Origin of the sequence: Hydrogenophaga sp. YM1 (assembly GCF_016903055.1) — a bacterium.
Taxonomy (GTDB): domain Bacteria; phylum Pseudomonadota; class Gammaproteobacteria; order Burkholderiales; family Burkholderiaceae_C; genus Hydrogenophaga; species Hydrogenophaga borbori.
The window spans coordinates 305,088-327,121 of sequence record NZ_CP070223.1; the positions used below are offsets into that span (position 1 = coordinate 305,088).

At 70.9% G+C, this 22,034-nt stretch carries 24 protein-coding genes; 13 read left to right on the forward strand and 11 right to left on the reverse strand.

Annotation, left to right across the window (positions count from 1 at the left end; translation table 11 throughout):
• Positions 1-17 precede the first annotated feature (17 nt).
• The 11 genes from JNX00_RS01485 to JNX00_RS01535 are packed head-to-tail and all read right to left on the reverse strand — an operon-like array spanning position 18 to position 9,890.
• Complete coding sequence (locus JNX00_RS01485; protein ID WP_204743879.1) at positions 18-1,316, reverse strand: nucleotide sugar dehydrogenase; 1,299 nt, start codon at positions 1,314-1,316, stop codon at positions 18-20.
• Positions 1,313-1,885, reverse strand: a complete 573-nt coding sequence (rfbC, locus tag JNX00_RS01490; protein WP_204743880.1) for a dTDP-4-dehydrorhamnose 3,5-epimerase — start codon at positions 1,883-1,885, stop codon at positions 1,313-1,315. The genes JNX00_RS01485 and rfbC overlap by 4 nt, the downstream gene beginning before the upstream one ends.
• Positions 1,882-2,787: a glucose-1-phosphate thymidylyltransferase RfbA gene (gene rfbA, locus JNX00_RS01495; RefSeq protein ID WP_204743881.1), complete on the reverse strand. Its 906-nt coding sequence runs from the start codon at positions 2,785-2,787 to the stop codon at positions 1,882-1,884. Before rfbA ends, rfbC begins: the two co-directional genes overlap by 4 nt.
• Positions 2,784-3,686 (reverse strand): dTDP-4-dehydrorhamnose reductase, encoded by a 903-nt coding sequence (gene rfbD, locus JNX00_RS01500; protein WP_204743882.1) that lies wholly within the window; start codon positions 3,684-3,686, stop codon positions 2,784-2,786. The genes rfbA and rfbD overlap by 4 nt, the downstream gene beginning before the upstream one ends.
• Complete coding sequence (gene rfbB / locus JNX00_RS01505; RefSeq protein WP_204743883.1) at positions 3,683-4,747, reverse strand: dTDP-glucose 4,6-dehydratase; 1,065 nt, start codon at positions 4,745-4,747, stop codon at positions 3,683-3,685. The genes rfbD and rfbB overlap by 4 nt, the downstream gene beginning before the upstream one ends.
• Positions 4,748-4,801: 54 nt before the next feature.
• Positions 4,802-5,008 carry a zinc-finger domain-containing protein gene (locus JNX00_RS01510; protein ID WP_204743884.1) on the reverse strand — a complete coding sequence of 69 codons (207 nt, stop codon included), beginning with the start codon at positions 5,006-5,008 and terminating at the stop codon, positions 4,802-4,804.
• 12 nt (positions 5,009-5,020) lie between these two features.
• Positions 5,021-5,959, reverse strand: coding sequence for a branched-chain amino acid transaminase (locus JNX00_RS01515; RefSeq protein ID WP_070400248.1), 939 nt, complete (start codon positions 5,957-5,959; stop codon positions 5,021-5,023).
• Positions 5,960-6,003: 44 nt separating this feature from the next.
• Positions 6,004-6,432, reverse strand: coding sequence for a glycerate kinase (locus JNX00_RS01520; protein WP_070400249.1), 429 nt, complete (start codon positions 6,430-6,432; stop codon positions 6,004-6,006).
• A 46-nt stretch (positions 6,433-6,478) separates the two neighbouring features.
• Positions 6,479-7,858: a DNA repair protein RadA gene (radA, locus tag JNX00_RS01525; protein WP_070400250.1), complete on the reverse strand. Its 1,380-nt coding sequence runs from the start codon at positions 7,856-7,858 to the stop codon at positions 6,479-6,481.
• 10 nt (positions 7,859-7,868) lie between these two features.
• On the reverse strand, positions 7,869-8,915 hold the full coding sequence (locus JNX00_RS01530; RefSeq protein WP_070400251.1) for a nitronate monooxygenase: 1,047 nt from the start codon (positions 8,913-8,915) through the stop codon (positions 7,869-7,871).
• 54 nt (positions 8,916-8,969) lie between these two features.
• A complete protein-coding gene (locus JNX00_RS01535) occupies positions 8,970-9,890 on the reverse strand; it encodes a LysR substrate-binding domain-containing protein (protein WP_070400252.1) in 921 nt (306 codons plus the stop codon).
• 72 nt (positions 9,891-9,962) lie between these two features.
• Here JNX00_RS01535 and JNX00_RS01540 point away from each other — a divergent pair, with 72 nt between their 5' ends.
• The 13 genes from JNX00_RS01540 (at position 9,963) to JNX00_RS01600 (ending at position 22,017) form a co-directional block, all read left to right on the forward strand.
• Positions 9,963-11,618, forward strand: coding sequence for an FAD-dependent oxidoreductase (locus tag JNX00_RS01540; RefSeq protein ID WP_204743885.1), 1,656 nt, complete (start codon positions 9,963-9,965; stop codon positions 11,616-11,618).
• Between the two features lie 27 nt (positions 11,619-11,645).
• Entirely contained in the window at positions 11,646-12,629 is a 984-nt protein-coding gene (locus tag JNX00_RS01545; protein ID WP_070400254.1) for a tripartite tricarboxylate transporter substrate binding protein, read from the forward strand.
• An 81-nt stretch (positions 12,630-12,710) separates the two neighbouring features.
• Positions 12,711-13,193 (forward strand): homoprotocatechuate degradation operon regulator HpaR, encoded by a 483-nt coding sequence (gene hpaR / locus JNX00_RS01550; protein ID WP_070400255.1) that lies wholly within the window; start codon positions 12,711-12,713, stop codon positions 13,191-13,193.
• A complete protein-coding gene (locus JNX00_RS01555) occupies positions 13,190-13,927 on the forward strand; it encodes a fumarylacetoacetate hydrolase family protein (protein WP_239478230.1) in 738 nt (245 codons plus the stop codon). The genes hpaR and JNX00_RS01555 overlap by 4 nt, the downstream gene beginning before the upstream one ends.
• Entirely contained in the window at positions 13,924-14,697 is a 774-nt protein-coding gene (locus JNX00_RS01560) for a fumarylacetoacetate hydrolase family protein (RefSeq protein ID WP_070400256.1), read from the forward strand. The genes JNX00_RS01555 and JNX00_RS01560 overlap by 4 nt, the downstream gene beginning before the upstream one ends.
• A gap of 10 nt (positions 14,698-14,707) precedes the next feature.
• The gene (gene hpaE / locus JNX00_RS01565; RefSeq protein WP_070400257.1) at positions 14,708-16,177 is read left to right on the forward strand and encodes a 5-carboxymethyl-2-hydroxymuconate semialdehyde dehydrogenase; all 1,470 of its coding nucleotides are present in this window, start codon (positions 14,708-14,710) and stop codon (positions 16,175-16,177) included.
• 48 nt (positions 16,178-16,225) lie between these two features.
• Positions 16,226-17,152, forward strand: a complete 927-nt coding sequence (gene hpaD / locus JNX00_RS01570; protein WP_070400258.1) for a 3,4-dihydroxyphenylacetate 2,3-dioxygenase — start codon at positions 16,226-16,228, stop codon at positions 17,150-17,152.
• 11 nt (positions 17,153-17,163) lie between these two features.
• On the forward strand, positions 17,164-17,619 hold the full coding sequence (locus tag JNX00_RS01575) for a 5-carboxymethyl-2-hydroxymuconate Delta-isomerase (protein WP_204743886.1): 456 nt from the start codon (positions 17,164-17,166) through the stop codon (positions 17,617-17,619).
• A gap of 2 nt (positions 17,620-17,621) precedes the next feature.
• Positions 17,622-18,446, forward strand: a complete 825-nt coding sequence (gene hpaH, locus JNX00_RS01580; RefSeq protein ID WP_116958890.1) for a 2-oxo-hept-4-ene-1,7-dioate hydratase — start codon at positions 17,622-17,624, stop codon at positions 18,444-18,446.
• Positions 18,447-18,456: 10 nt separating this feature from the next.
• A complete protein-coding gene (locus tag JNX00_RS01585; protein WP_070400261.1) occupies positions 18,457-19,284 on the forward strand; it encodes an HpcH/HpaI aldolase/citrate lyase family protein in 828 nt (275 codons plus the stop codon).
• 37 nt (positions 19,285-19,321) lie between these two features.
• Entirely contained in the window at positions 19,322-20,116 is a 795-nt protein-coding gene (locus JNX00_RS01590) for a class II aldolase/adducin family protein (protein WP_070400262.1), read from the forward strand.
• Positions 20,113-21,132, forward strand: a complete 1,020-nt coding sequence (locus JNX00_RS01595) for a 2-dehydropantoate 2-reductase (RefSeq protein WP_239478231.1) — start codon at positions 20,113-20,115, stop codon at positions 21,130-21,132. The genes JNX00_RS01590 and JNX00_RS01595 overlap by 4 nt, the downstream gene beginning before the upstream one ends.
• A 60-nt stretch (positions 21,133-21,192) precedes the next feature.
• Positions 21,193-22,017 carry a LuxR family transcriptional regulator gene (locus JNX00_RS01600; protein ID WP_204743887.1) on the forward strand — a complete coding sequence of 275 codons (825 nt, stop codon included), beginning with the start codon at positions 21,193-21,195 and terminating at the stop codon, positions 22,015-22,017.
• The last annotated feature ends 17 nt before the right edge of the window (positions 22,018-22,034 follow it).

Genomic DNA, 22,034 nt, shown 5'->3' on the forward strand with positions numbered 1-22,034 from the left:
TGTGGTTGGCGCGGGGCTCACAGTCGGAAGACACTGAAGCCGGCTCGCGCCGCTTCGTGCCGGTCGTACAGACTCTTGAGGTCGCCCAGCACGGGCTGCGCGTCCGGGCGACACAGGTGGGCCAGCTGCGTCGGGGTCATCTCACGGAACTCGCGATGACCCACGGCCACGATAAGGCTGTCCACGGGTTCCTGCGCCCGCAGTTCGCCGAGCTCGATGCCGTACTCGTCGCGCACCTCCCGCGCGTCGGCCCACGGGTCGGTGACGACCACCTTGACGTTCCAGCCCTGCAGTTCGCGCACCAGGTCGGCGACCTTGCTGTTGCGGATGTCGGGACAGTTTTCCTTGAAAGTGATACCCATCACGCCCACGGTGCTGCGCGGCACGTCGATGCCGTTGCGAAGCATGCGCTTGATGACGTTGCGCGCGGCGTAGCGCGCCATGTTGTCGTTGATGCGACGCCCGGCCAGGATGACCTGCGGGTTGTAGCCCACCTCTTCGGCCTTGTGCGTCAGGTAGTAGGGATCGACACCGATGCAGTGGCCGCCGACCATGCCCGGTCGAAAAGGCAGGAAGTTCCACTTGCTGCCGGCAGCCTCGAGCACCTCCAGCGTGTCGATGCCCAAGCGCTCGAAGATGACGGAGAGTTCGTTGACCAGGGCGATGTTGAGGTCGCGCTGGGTGTTCTCAATTACCTTGGCTGCCTCGGCAACCTTGAGGCTGGTGGCGGGGAAGGTGCCGGCCGTGATGATGGAGCGGTAGAGCGCATCGACCGCGGCGGCGGCGGCAGGCGTGGAGCCGCTGGTGATCTTGCGGATCCTGGTCAAGGTGTTGACCTTGTCGCCCGGGTTGATGCGCTCCGGGCTGTAGCCGCAAAAGAAATCCTGGTTGAAGCGCAGGCCCGACAGGCGCTCGAGCACGGGCACGCAGACCTCTTCGGTGCAACCCGGGTAGACCGTGGATTCGTAGATCACCAGGGCACCAGGCCGCAAGGCCTTGCCCACGGTTTCGCTGGCCTTGATCAGCGGCGTCATGTCGGGACGGTTGGCTTTGTCCACCGGCGTGGGCACGGTGACGATGAACACGCCGGCCTGTTCCAGTTCCGCAGGGTCACAGCTGTAGCGCAGCTGGTGGGCGTCGCGCAGTTGTTCCTCGCTGCACTCGCGTGTGTGGTCGCGACCGGCTCGCAACTCGGCGACGCGGTGCTCGTTGATGTCGAAGCCGAGCACCGGACGCGAGCGACCGAATTCCACCGCGAGGGGCAGGCCGACGTATCCCAGTCCGATGACGGCGATGAGCTTGTTGTCCAGATTCATGCTGATGGGGCGAGAGGGTGTTCTGCCTGATCCAGGCCGGGGGCTGCGGCGTCCTTGGCCGACAGGATCGGCGGGCCATCCAGTGGCCACGCGATGCCCAGGGTCGGGTCATTCCAACGGATGCTGCGCTCCGCCTCGGGCGTGTAGTAGTCGCTGGTCTTGTAGAGGAAGTCCGCGCTCTCGCTGGTCACGAGAAAGCCGTGCGCGAGTCCCGGGGGGATCCACAGCTGGCGGTGATTGTCCTCGCTGAGCTCGAGTCCCACCCACTGACCATAGGTCGGTGATTCCCGCCGGGTATCCACCGCCACATCGAACACGCTGCCGCGCACCACGCGCACCAGCTTGCCTTGCGCATGCGGGGCCACCTGGTAGTGCAGGCCGCGCAGCACGCCCTGGGCCGAGCGCGAATGGTTGTCCTGAACGAAGCGCACGTCCAGGCCCGTGGCCTCGTTGAAGGCCTCCCGGTTGAAGCTCTCCAGAAAGAAGCCGCGCGAATCGCCGAACACCCGGGGCTCCAGAATGAGCACGCCGGGGATGGCGGTGGGGGTGACCTTGAGTGAGGCGCTCATGCCGGCGAACCTCCGTACACGCGATCCTCCAGCAACCGCATCAGGTACTGCCCATAGCCGTTCTTGCTCAAAGGCTCCGCCAGCCGCCGCAGCTGCGCCGCATCGATCCACCCGTGGCGCCAGGCGATTTCTTCCGGGCAGGCGATCTTCAAGCCCTGACGGTGCTCCAGCGTGGCGATGAACTGCCCCGCGTCGAGCAGGCTGTCGTGCGTGCCGGTGTCCAGCCAGGCGTAGCCGCGCTGCAGGATGCGCACGTTGAGTTGGCCGCGCTCCAGGTAGGCCTGGTTCACGGCGGTGATTTCCAGCTCGCCGCGCGCGCTGGGCTTCACCGAGCGTGCGATGTCGACCACCTGGGCGTCGTAGAAGTACAGCCCGGTGACGGCATAGCTGCTCTTGGGTTTGGCGGGCTTTTCTTCGATGCTCAGGGCCTTGCCCTGTTCGTCGAAGGCCACCACCCCGTAGCGCTCGGGGTCGGTCACGTGGTACGCGAACACGGTGGCGCCGCTGGCCTGGGCGTCCGCGCCGCGCAGCAGGTTCGCCAGGTCGTGTCCGTAGTAGATGTTGTCGCCCAGCACCAGCGCGCTCGGGCCATCGCCCACGAAGTCGGCGCCGATGATGAAGGCCTGGGCCAGGCCGTCGGGGCTGGGTTGCACCGCGTACTGCAGGCGCATGCCCCAGGCGCTGCCGTCGCCCAGCAGCTGCTGGAAGCGCGGCGTGTCCTGCGGCGTGCTGATGATCAGCACCTCGCGAATGCCGGCCAGCATGAGCGTGCTCAGCGGGTAATAGACCATGGGCTTGTCGTACACCGGCAGCAGTTGCTTGCTGATGGCCAACGTGGCCGGGTGCAGGCGGGTGCCCGAGCCGCCGGCGAGGATGATGCCCTTGCGTCGCGTGTGGTTCATGCCGTCCCCAGGTGCTCCACGAGCATACGCCGCACGCCCGCCTCCCAGGCGGGCAGGCTCAGCCCGAAGGCCTCGCGCAGGCGGCGCGTGTCCAGGCGCGAGTTGAGCGGGCGTCGGGCGGGCGTCGGGTAGTCGGCGGTGGCGATGGCCTCGATGTCGCGGACCTTCCACGGCAGCTCGGGCCGCAGCGCGCGGCCTTGTTCGATGGCGTAGCGCGCCAGCCCGTGCCAGCTCGTCTCGCCGGCCGCGGCCACGTGGTAGGTGCCCGCCAGGGTAGGCTTCGCGAGCAGCGAGCGCAGGGCGTGCGCGCTCACGTCGGCCAGCAGTTCGGCGCCGGTGGGCGCGCCCACCTGGTCGGCCACCACACGCAGTTGCTCGCGCTCCTGCGCGAGCCGCAGCATGGTGCGCGGGAAGTTGGCGCCGCGCGCCGCGTAGACCCAGCTGGTGCGCAGGATCAGGTGGCGCGCGCCGCTCGCGCGCACGGCTTCTTCGCCCGCGAGCTTGGTGCGGCCATAGACGCTCAGCGGCGCGGTGGCGGCGCCCTCGTCGCGCGGCGCATCGCCGCTGCCGTCGAAAACGTAGTCGGTGGAGTAGTGCAGCAGCCAGGCGCCGCGCGCGGCGGCGGCGCGCGCCAGGGCGGCGGGCGCCTCGGCGTTGATGGTGTGCGCCAGCGCGGGCTCGGCCTCGGCCTTGTCCACCGCCGTGTGGGCGGCCGCGTTCACGATCGCGTCGGGCGCCACGCGTTCGACCAGGGCGCCCAGGCTGTCGGGGCGGGCCAGGTCCACCGCGCCGGCATCGCTCGGGTCGCGGTCGAAAGCGAACACCTCGCCCAGCGGCGCGAGGCTGCGGCGCAGCTCCCAGCCCACCTGGCCGTTGGCGCCCAGCAGCAGGATCCTCACGCGGCCCCCTGGTACTGCGCCTGCACCCAGTCGCGGTAGGCGCCGCTCTGCACCTCGGCCACCCATTCGGGGTGGTCCAGGAACCAGCGCACGGTCTTGCGGATGCCGCTGTCGAAGGTTTCGGCCGGGCGCCAGCTCAGTTCGGATTCGATCTTGCGCGCGTCGATGGCGTAGCGCCGGTCGTGGCCGGGGCGGTCTTTCACGTGGGTGATCTGCGTGGCGTAGGACTGCCCGTCGGCCCGTGGGCGCAGCTGGTCGAGCAGGGCGCAGATGGTCTTCACGATGGCGATGTTGGGCTGCTCGTTCCAACCGCCCACGTTGTAGGTCTCGCCCACGCGGCCGGCCTCGAGCACGCGGCGGATGGCGCTGCAGTGGTCGCCGACGTAGAGCCAGTCGCGCACCTGCAGGCCGTCGCCGTACACGGGCAGCGGCTTGCCCGCCAAGGCATTGACGATCATCAGCGGGATCAGCTTCTCGGGGAAGTGGAACGGGCCGTAGTTGTTGCTGCAGTTGGTGGTGAGCACCGGCAGGCCGTGCGTGTGGTGCCAGGCGCGCACCAGGTGGTCGCTGGCGGCCTTGCTGGCGCTGTAGGGGCTGTTGGGTTCGTAGGGGTGCCGCTCGGTGAAGGCGGGCGCGTCGGGCGCCAGGCTGCCGTAGACCTCGTCGGTGCTCACGTGCAGGAAGCGGAAGGCCCCGCGCTCGGCCTCGGGCCGCGCGAGCCAGTGCGCGCGCACGGCCTCCAGCAGCCGGAAGGTGCCCACCACGTTGGTCTGGACGAAGTCCTCGGCGCCGTGGATGGAGCGGTCCACATGGCTTTCGGCCGCGAAGTTGATGACCGCGCGCGGCCGGTGCTCGTCCAGCAGGCGCGCCACCAAGGCCGCATCGCCGATGTCGCCGCGCACGAACACGTGGCGCGCATCGCCATCGAGGCTGGCGAGGTTGTGCCGGTTGCCGGCGTAGGTGAGCTTGTCGAGGTTGAGCACCGGCTCGTCGCTGCGTGCGAGCCAGTCCAGGACGAAGTTGCTGCCGATGAAACCGGCGCCGCCGGTGACCAGGATCATTCGAATCGCCTCCCTGTGCGGTGCCGGGTCATCACCGCCCGCCCTGCCGCGTGTTCAGTGGCCGTGCGCCACATGCTCGCCCGCGGCGAGCCTGTAGACCGTGCCGCAGTAAGGGCACATGGCCTCGCCGGTGGTGGCCACGTCCAGGTAGACCTTGGGGTGGCTGTTCCACAGCTTCATGTCGGCCAGCGGGCTGGGGCAGAACACCCCACCGTGCGCGTTGAGGTCCTTGGCCTTGAGTTCGATCACCGCCTTGCTCATGCTGTGCTCCGCTCAGACCTTGGTCAGCCAGTGGGCGTACTTGGGGTTGCGGCCGTTCACGATGTCGAAGAAGGCGCTCTGGATCTTCTCGGTGATGGGGCCGCGCGAGCCGCTGCCCAGTTCGATGCGGTCGAGTTCGCGGATTGGCGTGACCTCGGCGGCGGTGCCGGTGAAGAAGGCCTCGTCGGCGATGTAGACCTCGTCGCGCGTGATGCGCTTCTGGACGATCTCCAGCCCCAGGTCCTTGGCGATGTGGAACACCGTGTTGCGCGTGATGCCGTTGAGCGCGCCAGCGGAGAGGTCGGGCGTGTAGATCACGCCGCCCTTGACGACGAAGATGTTCTCGCCCGCGCCTTCGCTGACGAAGCCGGAGGAGTCGAGCAGCAGGGCCTCGTCGTAGCCTTCGTCGGTGGCCTCGGTGTTGGCCAGGATGCTGTTGGTGTAGTTGCTCACCGCCTTGGCCTGCGTCATGGTGATGTTGACGTGGTGGCGGGTGTAGCTGCTGGTTTTGACGCGGATGCCGCGCTTCATGCCTTCGTCGCCCAGGTAGGCGCCCCAGGCCCAGGCGGCCACGCTCAGGTGGATGGTGTTGCCCTTGGGGCTCACGCCCAGCTTCTTGTCGCCGATCCAGGTGAGCGGGCGGATGTAGCCGCTCTTGAGGCCGTTGGCGCGGATCACGTCCTTCTGCGCCTCGTTCACCTGCTCCACGGTGAAGGGGATCTTCATGCGCAGGATCTTGGCGCTGTTGAACAGGCGCTCGGTGTGTTCCTGCAGGCGGAAGATGGCCGTGCCGTTGACCGTGTCGTAGGCCCGCACGCCCTCGAAGGCCCCGCAGCCGTAGTGCAGGGTATGGGTGAGCACGTGGATCTTGGCGTCGCGCCAGTCCACCAGCTGGCCATCCATCCAGATCTTGCCGTCGCGGTCGGACATCGAGGGAACGGGTGCGCTCATGGGTTTCCTTGGGGTATGGGGGGTATTCGGGTCAACCGGCGATTTTACGGCGCCGCCCGGGGCGCTGGGCCGGCGGGGGCGTCCGTCTCGGGGCGCTTCAGACCCCAGTCCTGCAGCTTGCCGTGGGCGAACCGGGCCTGCACGGAGGCGCCGCCCGGGTCCGTCCAGCGGTAGACCTCGGGCTGCTCGCCTTCAGGGGAGGCCAGCTCACCCAGGGCCCGGGCCAGGCCGATCACGCCGATCAGGGGCATGCCCGCGTGCAGGCGCGAGTTCAGCATCACGGCGCTGTCCACGTGGCCGATCGGGCGCTGGGCGGCGCGGCGCATCACCGCCATCAGGCGCGTGAAATGCAGCAGCAGCCACAGGACCAGGCCGCCGCCGACGGCCGCCACGCCGGCCCAGCCGAACTGCCAGTGGCCCCAGAACAGGAGTGCGGCGCCGATCAGGGCCATGGCGATGCGTCGAAGGTTCATGTCGTTCCAATGTCCGTTGCAGGGCGCGCGATCCGCCGCGCGCGCGTCATTCCAGCCGGCGCACCAGATCCAGCGCCTCTTCGATGCGCTCGACCCCATGCACGGTGAGGCCGTCGAAGGCCTTGTCGTTCTTCTTGGGCAGGTTGGCCTTGGGGACCACCGCCACGGAAAAGCCCAGCTTGGCCGCCTCCTTCAGGCGCTCCTGCCCGCGCGGCGCGGGCCGCACCTCGCCGGCCAGGCCCACCTCGCCGAAGGCCAGGAAGCCCTTGGGCAGCGGCTTGCCGCGCAGGCTGCTGGTGATGGCCAGCATCACGCCCAGGTCGGCCGCGGGCTCGCTGATGCGCACGCCCCCCACGGCGTTGACGAACACGTCCTGGTCCAGGCAGGCCACGCCCGCGTGGCGGTGCAGCACGGCCAGCAGCATGGCCAGGCGGTCGCGCTCCAGGCCCACGCTCAGGCGGCGCGGGCTGGGGCCGCCGCTGTCCACCAGGGCCTGCAGCTCCACCAGCAGCGGCCGCGTGCCCTCCAGCGTGACCATCACGCAACTGCCCGGCACCGGCTGGGCGTGCTGCGAGAGAAAGATCGCGCTCGGGTTGCTCACGCCCTTGAGGCCTTTTTCGGTCATGGCGAACACGCCGATCTCGTTGACCGCGCCGAAGCGGTTCTTGATCGCGCGGATCAGTCGGAAGCTGCTGTGCGTATCGCCTTCGAAATAGAGCACGGTGTCCACCATGTGCTCCAGCACGCGCGGGCCGGCCAGTGCGCCTTCCTTGGTCACGTGGCCCACCAGCACGATGGCCGTGCCCGAGGCCTTGGCCGCGCGCGTGAGGTGGGCCGCGCACTCGCGCACCTGGGCCACCGAGCCCGGGGCGCTGGTGAGCTGGTCGGAATAGACGGTCTGGATCGAGTCGATCACCGCGATGGCGGGCTTCTCGGCGTCCAGCGTGGCCAGGATTTTTTCCAGCTGGATCTCGGCCAGCACCTGCACCTGCGAACCCTCGATGCCGAGCCGGCGCGCGCGCAGCGCCACCTGGGCGCCGCTTTCCTCGCCGGTCACGTAGAGCGTGGGCAGGCCGGCGCGCTGCAGGCTGTCGAGGGCCTGCAGCAGCAGGGTGGACTTGCCGATGCCGGGGTCGCCGCCGATCAGCACCACGCCGCCCTCGACGATGCCACCGCCCAGCACGCGGTCCAGCTCCTCGTGGCCGGTGGGCGTGCGCTGCACGTCCCGGGCCTCGATGCGCGACAGCGGCATCACCTCGCTGGTCTTGGCCAGCGCCGCGAAGCGGTTCTTCGGCGGCGCGCCGCCGCCCTCGGCCACGCCTTCCACCAGCGTGTTCCAGGCGCCGCAGTGCGGGCATTTGCCCAGCCAGCGCGGGCTGGTGCCGCCGCACTCGCCGCAGGTGTAGATCGTCTTGTCCTTGGCCATGAGGCCGGGACTATATCGGCCCGAAGCCCTCGACCAAGGCGCGCGTGATCTCGGCCGCGCCGGCGGTGCGGCAGCCGCTGGCGTTCTGGCCCGACCACAGCGGCGTGAAATCGCTCTTGCCCTGTTTCTCCCAGTGCGCGCGCAGTGGGGCGATGGCCGCGGTGGCCAGCGGGAAGGCGGGCGCGGCCGGGTTCAGCGGGCCGAGCTCGCGCATCACCCGGTTGGGCACGCCGCGCGCGGGCCGGCCGGTGAACAGGGTGGTGAGCTGGGTGTGGCGCGCGGCCTCGCTCTGCAGCACGGCGCGGTGCAGGGCGCTGGTGGTGGCCTCGGGGCTGCACAGGTAGGCCGTGCCCACCTGCACGCCGTCGGCGCCCAAGGCCATGGCCGCGCGCACGCCGGCCGCGTCGGCGATACCGCCGGCCGCGATCACCGGCACGCGCACGGCGGCCTTCACCTGCGGCAGCAGCGCGAAGGTGCCGGTCTGGCGCGTGAGATCGTGGCTGAGGAAGTGGCCTCGGTGCCCGCCGGCTTCCAGGCCCTGGGCGATCACCGCGTCCGCGCCGTGGGCTTCCAGCCAGACCGCCTCGTCCACCGTGGTGGCCGAGCTCAGCACCACCGAACCCCAGGACTTCACGCGCGCCAGCAGCTCGGGCGCGGGCAGCCCGAAGTGGAAGCTCAGCACGCGCGGCCGGAAGGGTTCCAGCGCGTCGGCGGCGGCCGCGCTGAAGGGCAGCCGGCCCGGGCCGGCCGCCAGCGTCGCCGGGTCCAGGCCGATCTCGGCGAAGTAGGGCGCCAGCGCCGCGCGCCAGGCCGCCTCGCGCGCGGCGTCGGGCTCGGGCGGCGTGTGGCAGAAGAAGTTGACGTTGTAGGGCCGCCCGCTGGCGGCCAGCAGGTCCAGCTCGCGCCGCATGGCCTCGGGCGCCAGCATGGCGCAGGGCAGGGAGCCCAGGGCACCGGCCTCGCCCGCCGCCAGCGCCAGGGTCGCACCCTGCGCGCCCGCCATCGGCGCCTGGATCAAGGGCCAGCGCGTGCCCAGCAGCTCGGTGAGTCGGTTCATGGTGCGAGTGTAGGCAGGCGGCAATGTCCCCAGGGCCCGTGCGCGGTCCGGGGCTCAGGCGCCGCCGCGCTCCAGCAGCTCGGCGAACGCCTGCGCGGCGGGCGAGAGCGAGCGGTCGCTCTTGAACACCACGGCGGTGTCGCGCTCCACCAGCGGGCGCACCAGGCGCCGCGCCACCAGTTCGGGGTGCAGCGCGGGCGCGAATACGCTGCCCGGCACCACGGCCACGCCCAGGCCGGCGGCGGCCAGGGCCACCGCGGTGGTGAGCAGGGAGACCTCGTGCGCGATGCGCAATTCCACCCCGGCCGCGCGCGCCGCCGCGTCGATGCGCCGCCGCACGCCGTAGCCCGGGCGCACCGCGATCACCGGCCAGGCCGCCAGCTGCTTCCAGGTGAGTGGCCGGTCCGCGGCAAAGCGCGGGCCGGCGGGCGCGATCGCGGCCAGGTGATCGCGCAGCACCACGCGCTGCGACAGGCCGGGCGTGGGCCCTTCGAGCGTGCCCAGGCCCAGGTCCACATGGCCCGCGAGCACGCGCTCGGCGAACTCGCCGGGCGCGCAATCGTCGATCTGCAGTTCGATGCCGGGGTAGCGGTCCAGGTAGCGGCGCACGGCCGCCGGCAGCAGGGTCTGCGCCACCGTGGACGTGGCCGCGATGCGCAGGCGCCCGCGCTCGCCGCGCGCCAGCGCCGCCATGCCGCCGCTCAGGGCCTGCATCTCGGCCAGCGCGCGCCGCGCGTAGCCGATGGCCTCGACCGCGGCCTCGGTGCGGCGCAGGCTGCGCGTGCTGCGGTCGAACAGGCGCACACCCAGGCGCGCCTCCAGCTCGCGCAGCAGAACGGTCACGGCCGGCTGCGTCAGCGACAGGGCCTCGGCCGCGGCCGAGAGCTGGCCGCTGTCGTACACCGCCACGAAGGCGCGCAACTGGCGCACCGAGGGCAGGCTGCCGAGGTGTGCGGGTTTTTTATGAATCGCCATTGAAGTTTCATTTTTCACGCGGCGCGCGAAGGCCTGTAATTGTCGGCTTTCGTCTGTTGAATGGAGACCAGCATGACCCAGACCCTGCGTGCGCAGGTGCTGATCGTGGGGGCCGGGCCGGTGGGCCTGACGCTCGCCATGGACCTCGCCCAGCGCGGCATCGCCGTGTTGGTGGCCGAGACCCGCCACCGCGGCGAGCCGCCCAATGTGAAGTGCAACCACGTGTCGGCGCGCTCGATGGAGATCTTTCGCCGCCTCGGTGTGGCCGGCGCGCTGCGCGAGGCCGGTCTGCCGGCGGACTACCCCAACGACGTGTCCTATCGCACCAGCTTCACGGGCGATGAGCTTTCGCGCATCCCCATCCCCGCGCGCCAGAGCCGCTACACGGCCACCGGCGGCCCCGACACCTGGTGGCCGACGCCCGAGCCGCCGCACCGCATCAACCAGATCTACCTGGAGCCCGTGCTGTTCGCGCACGCCGAGCGCCAGAGCGGCCTGCGCATCCTCAACCGCACGCGCATCGACGCCGTCGCGCAGGACGAGGCCGGCGTGCGCGCCACCGGCGTGAACCTGGACAGCGGTGAGGCCATCGAGCTGCGGGCCGACTACCTGATCGGCTGCGACGGTGGCCGCTCCCTGGTGCGCAAGAGCATCGGCGCCAAGCTCTCGGGCACCGACGAGGTGGGCCGCGTGCAGTCCACCTACTTCCGCGCGCCCGCGCTGCTGGGCCTGGCCAAGCACGGCCCGGCCTGGGCCACCTTCTCGCTCAACCCGCGCCGCTGTGGCAACGTCTACGCCATCGACGGGCGCGAGACCTGGCTGCTGCACAACTACCTCAAGGCCGACGAGGCCGACTTCGAGTCCGTTAACCGCGACTGGGCGATCCGCGAGATCCTGGGCGTGGGCCCGGACTTCCAGTACGAGATCATCAGCAAGGAAGACTGGATCGGCCGCCGCCTCGTGGCCGACCGCTTCCGCGACCGCCGCGTCTTCATCTGCGGCGACGCCGCGCACCTGTGGATCCCCATGGCGGGCTATGGCATGAACGCCGGCATCGCGGACGCGATGAACCTGTCGTGGCTGCTGGCCGCGCACCTGAACGGCTGGGCCGGCGAGGCCATCCTCGGCGCCTACGAGCGCGAGCGCCAGCCCATCACCGAGCAGGTTTCGCGCTTCGCCATGAACCACGCGCTGGCCCTGCAGGCCCAACGTGAGGGCGTGCCCGCGGGCATCGAGGACGCGGGCGAGGCCGGTGTGGCCGCGCGCGCCCGGGCCGGTGCCGCGCTGTACGAACTCAACGTGCGCCAGTACTGCTGCGGCGGCCTGAACTTCGGCTACTTCTACGACGACTCTCCGCTGATCGCCTACGACGGCGAAGCCGCGCCCGGCTACACCATGGACGGCTTCACGCCCTCCACCGTGCCGGGCTGCCGCACGCCGCACGTCTGGCTCGACGACGGCCGCTCGCTCTACGACGCGCTCGGCCCCGACTACACCCTGCTGCGCCGCGACCCCGGCGTCGACGTGCGCCCGCTCGAGGACGCGGCGCGCGCGCGCGGCGTGCCGCTGCGCGTGCTGGACCTGAGCCCGCGCGAGGCCGGCGCGCTCTACACGACCGCGTTGCTGCTTTCGCGCCCCGACCAGCACGTGGCCTGGCGCGGCGACGCGCCGCCCGCCGATCCGCTCGCGCTGATCGACCGCCTGCGCGGCGCCGCCGTGCCCGCCTGACACCATTCACCCCCAAGGAGACAAGCCATGAACCGCCGCCACGCCCTGACCCAGCTCGCCGCCCTGTGCGCCGCCAGCGCCGCGCCCGCCGCCTTCGCGCAGGCCGACAAGCCCATCACCATCGTCGTGCCCTACGCGCCCGGCGGCACCACCGACCTGCTGGGGCGCATGCTCGCGCAGCAGATGTCGCCCCTGCTGGGCCGCACCATGATCGTGGAGAACAAGCCCGGTGCCGGCAGCGGCGTGGGCGCGGCCCAGGTGGCGCGCGCCGCGGCCGACGGCAACACCCTGCTGGTGGCCACCAGCACCACGCTGGCCATCAACCCCTGGCTCTACAAGCAGCTCGCCTACGACCCGGCCAAGGACTTCGCGCCCATCGGCATGATCGGTGCCGTGCCGCTGCTGGTGGTGGTGAACCCCTCGCTGCCGGTCAAAAGCATCGCCGAGCTGGTGGCGCTGGCCAAGTCGCGCCCCGGCGGCCTGGTCTACGGCTCGGCCGGCAACGGCAGCCCGCACCACCTGGGCGCCGAGATGTTCAAGGCCGCCACCGGCGCCAACCTCAAGCACGTGCCCTACCGCGGCAGCGGCCCGGCCATCACCGACCTGCTCGGCGGCCAGATCGACCTGATGTTCAGCGACATCCCGCCCGCGCTGGGCCATGTCAAGGCGGGCAAGCTGCGCGCCATCGCCGTCACCTCGGCCAAGCGCCAGCCCGCCGTGGCCGAGGTGCCCACCATCGCCGAATCGGGCCAGGCCGGCACCAAGGACTTCGAGGCCGTGGCCTGGCAGAGCCTGGTGGCGCCGGCCGGCACGCCGCCCGAATTCATCAACCGCTGCGCGCAAGCCCTGGGCAAGGTGATGCAGGACCCGGCGCTGCGCGCGCGCCTGGAAGGCGACGGCTTCGAGCCCGTGAGCGCCGCCATGAGCCCGGCGCAGCTGGCCGCCTACGTGCGCAGCGAGACCGAGCGCTGGGGCAAGGTGGTGCGCGCCTCGGGCACCACCATCGACTGACGGCCCCGGCTCGGGAAAACCCCAGAACGGGCTGGGGTAGGCGGATCGGGCGATTTCATTTAACATGTTAAATAAATCGCCATGGACCCGATCGACAAGACCTTCACCCACCGCAACCTCCCGCGCCTGCTGCTGCAGGCGCGGGAGGCGGTGATGCAGCACACGCGGCCCAGCCTGCGCGAGCACGGCCTGAGCGACCAGCAGTGGCGCGTGCTGCGCGTGCTGGGTGAACACGCGCGCGACCCCGCCGGCATCGAAACCGGGCGCATCGCGCGCGAGGCATTCCTGCTGGGCCCCAGCCTCACCGGCGTGCTCACGCGCATGGAGCGCGACGGACTGATCGCGCGCGAGCGCTGCAGCCAGGACGCGCGGCGCACCGTGGTGCGCGCCACGCCGGCGGGCCTGAAGCTGGTGCGCAAACTGTCCGCCACCATTGAGGCGCACTACGCCTGGCTGGAGGAGCGATTGAGCAAGGCGCGGCTCGCGCAGCTCTATGTGTTGCTGGACGAGGTGATCGCCCTCGAAGGCGACGTGGACGACAACCTGGATGAGGAGGCGGCATGACTGCCCATGGATGGGTGCCCCCGGGCACCGTGTACGGCACGCTGCTGAACTTTCGCGGCGAATTCGCCCACTGGCAGCCGCGCATGGGCGACAAGCCCTATGGCGGCGCGCCCAAGGCGCCCGTGCTGTACGTGAAGACGGCCAACACCTTCGCGCCGCATGGCGCCAGCGTGGCCCTGCCGGCGGGCGAGGTGGTCGAGGCATCGGCCAGCCTGGGCCTGCTGATCGGCGAACACGGCGCGCCCACGCACGCCCTGCTGGTCAATGACCTGAGCCTGGCGCACGAGAGTTACTACCGCCCGCCCATGAAGTTCCGCAACCGCGACGGCTTCCTGGGCCTGCCGCTGGAGCCCACGCCGCTGGCGGCGCTGGGCGGCATCGGGGGCCTGGCCGCGCTCGAGCTGGAGCTGCGCCTGCACGGCGTGCACCAGCAGACCACCGCGCTCAAGGACCTGGTGCGCGACATCCCCACGCTGCTGAAAGACGTCGGCGAATTCATGACCCTGCGCCCCGGTGACGTGCTGCTGATCGGCAGCGAGGTGCTGGCCGACGGCACGCGCCCGCGCGTGGCCGCCGGCGACGCGGTGGAAATCAGCGCACCGGGCCTCAAGCCGGTCCTGCAGCGCTTCGTGGCGGAGGAGGCGAGCGACGCCGGGCCGCCCCCCGTCGCGAGGGCCCCCTCGGGGGGCAGCGGCAGCGCCTTGGCGCAGAGCGTGGGGGCACGATTCTCATGAAAAGAGCCCGCATCGCCTGGGCCGGCGCGGTTCACGACGCCATCGAGCGCGACGGCCAGCTGGAGCTGCTCACGCCCGCCTTCAAGGGCCGCCGGGTTGCCGCCGACGAGGTGGTCTGGCTGCCGCCGCTGGCGCCCGTGCCGCGCCCGCGCACCGTGTTGGCCCTGGGCCTGAACTACGCCGACCACGCCAAGGAACTCGCCTTCAAGCCGCCCACCGAACCGCTGGCCTTCGCCAAGGGCGAGGCCTCGCTCATCGGCCACCGGGCGTTCACCGTGCGCCCGGCCGGCGTGGCGTTCATGCACTACGAGTGCGAGCTCGCGGTGGTCATCGGCCGCACCGCGAAACACGTCAAGCGCGGCGACGCGATGGACTTCATCGCCGGCTACACCGTGGCCAACGACTACGCGATCCGCGACTACCTGGAGAACTGGTACCGCCCCAACCTGCGCGTGAAGAACCGCGACACCTGCACGCCCATCGGCCCCTGGCTGGTGGACGCGGCGGACCTGCCCGACCCCATGAACCTCGCGCTGCGGACCACGGTGAACGGCACCGTCACCCAAAGCGGCAACACCCGCGACATGGTGTTCGACGTGCCCACGCTGATCGAGTACTTCACGTCCTTCATGACCCTGCAGCCCGGGGACCTGATCCTCACCGGCACGCCAGACGGCGTGGTCGACTGCCAGCCCGGCGACGTGGTGATCACGTCCATCGAGGGCGTTGGCGAACTGCACAACACCATCACCGCCCCCACGCTTCCCTAGGCCAGCCCCCATGACCATTCAGCATCTCATCAACGGCAAGGCCGTCACCAGCGCCGCCACCTTCGAGACCATCAACCCCGCCACGCAGGAAGCCCTGGCCGAGGTCGCCGCCGGCGGCGAGGCCGAGGTCAACGCCGCCGTGCAGGCCGCCAAGGACGCCTTCCCCGCCTGGGCGGGCCGTCCAGCCACCGAGCGCGCGGCCATCATGCGCAAGCTGGGCGAGCTCATCGCCAGGCACGTGCCCGAGCTCTCGCGCACCGAAACCGACGACACCGGCCAGGTGATCTCGCAGACGGGCAAGCAGCTGGTGCCGCGCGCGGCCGACAACTTCAGCTACTTCGCCGAGATGTGCACGCGCGTGGATGGCCACACCTACCCCACGCCCACGCACCTGAACTACACCCTGTTCCACCCGGTGGGCGTGTGCGCGCTCATCAGCCCCTGGAACGTGCCCTTCATGACGGCCACCTGGAAGACCGCGCCTTGCCTGGCCTTCGGCAACACGGCCGTGCTGAAGATGAGCGAACTGAGCCCGCTCACCGCCGCCCGCCTGGGCGAACTCGCCCTGGAGGCGGGTGTGCCGGCGGGCGTGCTCAACATCGTGCACGGCTACGGCAAGGACGCCGGCGAGCCGCTGTGCTCGCACCCCGACGTGCGCGCCATCAGCTTCACCGGCTCCACGGCCACGGGCAACCGCATCGTGCAGAGCGCGGGCCTGAAGAAATTCAGCATGGAGCTGGGCGGCAAGAGCCCCTTCGTGGTCTTCGAGGACGCCGACCTGGACCGCGCCCTGGACGCCGCCGTGTTCATGATCTTCAGCAACAACGGCGAGCGCTGCACCGCGGGCAGCCGCATCCTGGTGCAGCAGAGCATCTACGCCGACTTCGCGCAGAAGTTCGCCGAGCGCGCGAAGAAGATCGTGGTGGGCGACCCGCAGGACGACAAGACCATCATCGGCCCCATGATCAGCAAGGCCCACCTGGCCAAGGTCAAGAGCTACATCGAACTGGGCCCGAAGGAGGGCGCCACGCTGCTGTGCGGCGGCCTGGACCGCCCAAGCTACGCGCCCGAACTGCCGGGCCGCGTGAAGGCCGGCAACTATGTTTGGCCCACGGTGTTCGCCGACGTGGACAACCGCATGAAGATCGCGCAGGACGAGATCTTCGGCCCGGTGGCCTGCCTGATCCCGTTCAAGGACGAGGCGCACGCCATCGAGCTGGCCAACGACATCCAGTACGGCCTGTCCAGCTACGTCTGGACCGAGAACCTCGGCAAGGCGCACCGCGTGGCGGCGGCCATCGAGGCCGGCATGTGCTTCGTCAACTCGCAGAACGTGCGCGACCTGCGCCAGCCCTTCGGCGGCACCAAGGCCTCGGGCACCGGCCGCGAGGGCGGCACCTGGAGCTACGAGGTGTTCCTGGAGCCCAAGAACGTCGCGGTGTCGCTGGGTTCGCACCACATTCCCCACTGGGGCATCTGAGATGGCGCGCGCGGTTGCCGCGCGCGCACACGGCACAAGGAGACAGCCATGGGCAAGTTAGCACTGGTCGCCAAGATCACCCACGTTCCCTCCATCGTCCTCAGCGAGATCGATGAAGGCCCGCGCAAGGGCACGCGCCAGGACGCGATCGACGGCCTGAAGGCGATCGGCCAGCGCTGCCGCGACATGGGCGTCGACACCTTCATCGTGTTCGACACCCACTGGCTGGTGAACGCCAGTTACCACATCAACTGCGCCAAACACTGGCAAGGCAACTACACCAGCAACGAGCTGCCGCACTTCATCAGCAACATGCCCTACGCCATCCCCGGCAACCCGGCGCTGGGCAAGCTGCTGGCCAAGGTGGCCAACGAGTGGAAGGTGGACACGCTCGCGCACGACGGCACCACGCTGGCGCCCGAGTACGGCACCCTGGTGCCCATGCGCTACATGAACCCCGACCAGCACTTCAAGGCGGTGTCGGTGTCGGCCCTGTGCATGGCCCACTACCTCAACGACAGCGCGCGCCTGGGCTGGGCCCTGCGCCGCGCCATCGAGGACGAGTACGACGGCACCGTCGCCATCCTCGCCAGCGGCTCGCTCAGCCACCGCTTCGCACAGAACGGCCTGGCGCCGGAGTACGCCTTCAAGCTCTGGAGCCCCTTCCTGGAAACCATGGACCACGAGGTGGTGCGCATGTGGCAGAGCGGCGAATGGAAGGCCTTCTGCGAGATGCTGCCGGAGTACGCGGTCAAGGGCCACGGCGAGGGCTTCATGCACGACACCGCCATGATGCTGGGCGCGCTGGGCTGGAGCGAGTACGACGGGCATGGCGAGGTCATCACGCCGTACTTCGGCGCCTCGGGCACGGGCCAGATCAACATCGTCTTCCCGGTCACGCCGGTCACGGGCAAGGCCATTCCGCAGCCCCAGGCCTCCTCGGCCCAGGGCTTCCAGGCCGTCTCGCGGCTCTGAGGGGCGACGCCATGCCCCACCTCGTCATCCTCTACAGCGGCAACCTCGACCGACCCGAGGCCGAGGGCGGCTCCGACATGCGCGCGCTGTGCCGCGCCCTGGCCGACGCCATGCTCACCATCCACGACGAAGGCGGCCGCCAGGTCTTTCCCACGGGCGGCACGCGCGTGCTGGCCTTCCCGGCCGCGCACTGGGCCATCGCCGACGGCGGCGACGCGGGCGAGGCCGCCGGCATGGGCCGCGACTACGCCTTCATCTACCTCAACCTGCGCATGGGCCGCGGGCGCAGCGCCGCCGTGCAGAAGCGCTCGGGCGGCGCGCTCGAGGCCGTGGCGCGCCAGCACTTCGCCGAGCAGCTGAGCCGCCGGCCCATCGGCATCACCGTGCAGGTCGACGAAGGCCCCGAGGTCTTCGACGCCAAGATCAGCTCCCTGCATCCCCTCTTCACGCCCCTGCGATCGACCTGACCATGCTCGACGACGCCACCCTCCAGCAACTCGCCGCCGAACTCGACGAGTCCGCGCGCACGCGCACGCCGCTGCGCCACTTCTCGCAGCGCTTTCCCAGCATGACCATCGACGACGGCTACCGCGTGGGCCGTGCCTGGGTGGCGCTGCAGCGCGGGCGCGGCGACCCGGTCATCGGCCACAAGATCGGCCTGACCAGCCGCGCCATGCAGATCTCCAGCCAGATCGACGAGCCCGACTTCGGCACCCTGCTGGGCTCCATGAAGCTGGTGGCGCGGGCGGGCGAGGAGCTGGAGATCCCGGTGAACCGCTTCCTGTCGCCGCGCGTGGAGGTGGAGCTGGCCTTCGTGCTCAAGCGCGCGCTCTCGGGCCCGGTGACGGTGGAGCAGGTGCTGGCCGCCACCGAGTACGTGACGCCCGCCATCGAGATCATCGACGCGCGCATCGAGCAGTTCGACCGCGACACCAAGAAGCCGCGCAAGGTCTTCGACACCATCAGCGACAACGCGGCCAACGCCGCCATCGTCATCGGCGAGGGCGATGCCCGCTACCGCGCGGACCCGCTGAGCACCGACCTGCCCTGGTGCGGCGCCGCGCTCAAGCTCAATGGCGCGGTGGAAGAGACCGGCCTGGCCGCCGGCGTGCAGGGCCACCCGGCCATCGGCATCGCCTGGCTGTCGGAAAAGCTCGCGCCCTGGGGCGAGACCCTGCAGCCCGGGCAGATCGTGCTCGCTGGCTCCTTCACGCGCCCCGTGCCGGCCAAGGCCGGCGACCGCTTCGAGGCCGACTACGGCCCGCTGGGCGTGTTGCGCTTCCGCTTCGTCTGATTTTTTTGCCATGCAAACCCCCACCAACGTTTTCAAGCAGGCCCTGGCCGAGGGCCGCGCGCAGATCGGCCTGTGGGCCGCGCTGGCCAGCGCCTACAGCACCGAACTCATCGCCGGCACGGGTTACGACTGGCTGCTGCTCGACGGCGAACACGCGCCCAACGACGTGCGCAGCACGCTGGCCCAGCTGCAGGCCGTGGCCAGCGCCCAGCACGGCTTCGGTGACCAGCGCTCGCACCCGGTGGTGCGGGTGCCCGTGGGCACCGGCGATGTGGGCACCGCGCTCATCAAGCAGTACCTGGACATCGGCGCGCAGACCCTGCTGGTGCCCATGATCGACACGCCCGAGCAGGCCGCCCAGGTGGTGGCCGCCACGCGCTACGCGCCCCAGGGCGTGCGCGGCATGGGCAGCGCCCTGGCGCGCGCCTCGCGCTGGCAGGCGCACGCGCGCTACGTGCACGAGGCCGATGAACAGGTCTGCGTGCTGGTGCAGGCCGAGACCGTGACGGCCATGAAGCACCTCGACGCCATCGCCGCCACGCCGGGCGTGGACGGCGTCTTCATCGGCCCCGCCGACCTGAGCGCGAGCATGGGCCACCGCGGCAACGCCGGCCACCCCGAGGTGCAGGCCGCCATCGCCGACGGCATCCGCCGCATCCGCGCCGCGGGCAAGGCCCCGGGCATCCTGGCCACCACCGAGGCCGGCGCGCGCCAGTGGCTGGACGCCGGCGCGCTGTTCGTGGCCGTGGGCGCCGACAGCATGCTGCTGGCGTCCGCCGCCGCGCAGCTGCTCGCCCGGTTCAAGGGCCCGGTGGAGCAGGGCCCGAACACCTACTGATCCCCACCCCGAACCACACAGCAGAAGGAGACAAGACATGAACGCCGCCCTGCAAACCAGCACCGTGCTGCCACCCGGCATGCACGCCGACGAGTGGGCCGCGCGCCTGGAGCTCGCCGCCTGCTACCGCGTCTTTGCCATGCTGGGCTGGACGGAGATGATCTACAACCACATCACGCTGCGCCTGCCCGACAGCGTGACCGGGGGCGAGAAGCACTTCCTCATCAACCCCTTCGGCCTGCACTACAGCGAGGTCACGGCGAGCAACCTGGTGAAGATCGACCTGCAGGGCAAGGTGCTCGACGGGTCCACCCACCGCATCAACCCGGCCGGCTTCGTGGTGCACGCGGCCATTCACGACGGCCTGGAAGGCGCGCACTGCGTGATGCACACGCACACCACGGCCGGCGTGTCCGTGGCCTGCCTGAAGGACGGCCTGCAGCAGACCAACTTCTACACCGCGCAGCTGCACGGCCTGGTGGCGTACCACGACTTCGAAGGCATCACCATCCACGCCGACGAGGGCCCGCGCCTGCTCCGGAGCATCGGCGACAAGCCCGCGGTGATCCTGCGCAACCACGGCCTGCTGGCCTGGGGCGGCACGCTGCCGCAGACCTTCGCCATCCTCTGGACGCTGCAGCGCGCCTGCGAGATCCAACTCGCCACCTTCAGCATGGGCGGGCCGCAGGCCGCGATCCCGGTGTCCGAGGCCATCGCCGCCAAGTGCACGCGCGACTCCTTCCAGTTCGACCCCAAACACGGCGCCGGCCGCGACGTGTTCGACGCCCTGGTGCGCCAGGTCGACCGCATCGATTCGAGCTACCGGGCATGAGCGACACGATGAACCTGCGCACCGAGATCCGCAGCGTGGCCATTGTCGGTGCCGGCGCCATCGGCGGCTGGCTGGGCACGCGCCTGGCGCGTTCGGGCCGCCCGGTCAGCGCGCTGGCGCGCGGCGACACGCTCGCCGCGCTGCGCGCGCACGGCCTGCGTCTGCAACAGGGCGGCGAGCTGCTGCAGGCGCCGGTGCGCGCGTCCGAGCGGGCCGACGAACTCGGCGCGCACGACCTCGTCATCCTCGCGGTGAAAGCGCCGGCGCTGCCCGGCATCGCGCCCGCCATCGGGCCCTTGATCGGTCCCGGCACGGTGGTGCTCACGGCCATGAACGGCGTGCCCTGGTGGTTCTTCGAAGGCTTCGGCGGCGCCTTGCAAGGCACGCCGCTGCCCGTGGTGGACCCGGGCGGCGCCATGGCGCGCGCCGTGCCCGGCCGCCATGTGCTGGGCGGGGTGGTGCACGCCAGTTGCTCGCTCGACGCGCCCGGCCTGGTGCGCCACCACTTCGGCAACGGCCTGCTGGTGGGCGAGCCTTCCGGCGAGCCGAGCGCGCGCGCCCAGGCCGTGGTGGCCGCGCTGGGCGAGGCCGGCGTCGAGGCCAAGCTGTCGCCGCAGATCCAGAAAGACATCTGGTACAAGCTCTGGGGCAACATGACGGTCAACCCGGTGAGCGCCATCACCGGCGCCACCACCGACCGCATCCTCGAAGACCCGCAGGTGCGCGGCTTCATCAGCGCGGTGATGCTGGAGGCCAAGGCCATCGGCGCAAGGCTGGGTATCCCCATCGACCAGCAGCCCGAGGACCGCCACGCCGTCACGCTCAAGCTCGGCGCCTTCAAGACCTCCATGCTGCAGGACGTGGAGGCCGGGCGCCCGGTGGAGCTCGACGCCCTGGTGGCCGTGGTGGCCGAACTGGGCCGCCTGACCGAGGTGCCCACCCCCTTCACCGAGGCGCTGCTTGGCTTGGCGCGGCTGCGCGCGCGCACCCTTGGCCTGTACCCGGAAACGGCGTAACGCGCGCCGGCAGGGTTAGTCCGCTGGCGCGGCGGGCGGGCGTGTTTCCAGAATGGGTGCATGCCCGCCATCTGGTCCTTCGATGCCCCCGCGCCCGGCCAGGCCCTGAGCCCGGCCGCGGTCTCGGCCCTGCTCGACTGCGCGAGCGCGCCGCCCAGCGCCGCGCGGCTGCTGCGCGCCATCGACACGGTGGTGCCGGTGGAATACCTCTCGCTCGTCAACTTCCGGCGCGACACGCCCGAGCTGATCGAAGGCAGTTCGCGCCATCCCCCCGAAGGGCAGGGCCGTGACGTGGTGGCCGAGTGCTTCGCCATCTACCGCCGCAGCTACTGGCGCGCCGACGCGGTGATGCGCCTGGCCGACCGCGTGTCGCAGCGCCCGGCGCGCGAGGTGGCGGTGCTGCACTGCCGCGCCGACGAGTTGCCGGTGGCGGGCTGGCGCAACGAGATCTACAAGCGCGAGCGCCTGACCGAGCGCTTCACGCTGCTGCACGCGCCGGCGCGCGGGGCCGTGCAGGCCATCCACCTGTACCGCGACGAGCGCCAGGGCCTGTTCCGGCCCGATGAGATTCAGCGCCTGCTGGGCCTGGCACCGCTGCTGCGGCAGGCGCACCAGGCGGCCCTGAACGCCGACGGCGTGGCGGCGGACCGCGAGGCGCAGCTGGCCTTGTCACAACAGCGCCTGGCGCGGTTGGTGCCGGCACTGTCGCCGCGCGAAGCCGAGGTGGTGGCGCGCATCGCCCACGGGCTCAGCGCGGACGGCATCGCGGCCGCGCTGGACGTGGCGCCGTCGACCGTGGTGACGCTGAGAAAGCGGGCCTACGCCAAGCTCGCCGAGGCGGGGCTGCCGGCGGACCGGCTGCGGCTGGCGCGCTGGCTGGGCTGAAAAGGCGCCGCCTGCCA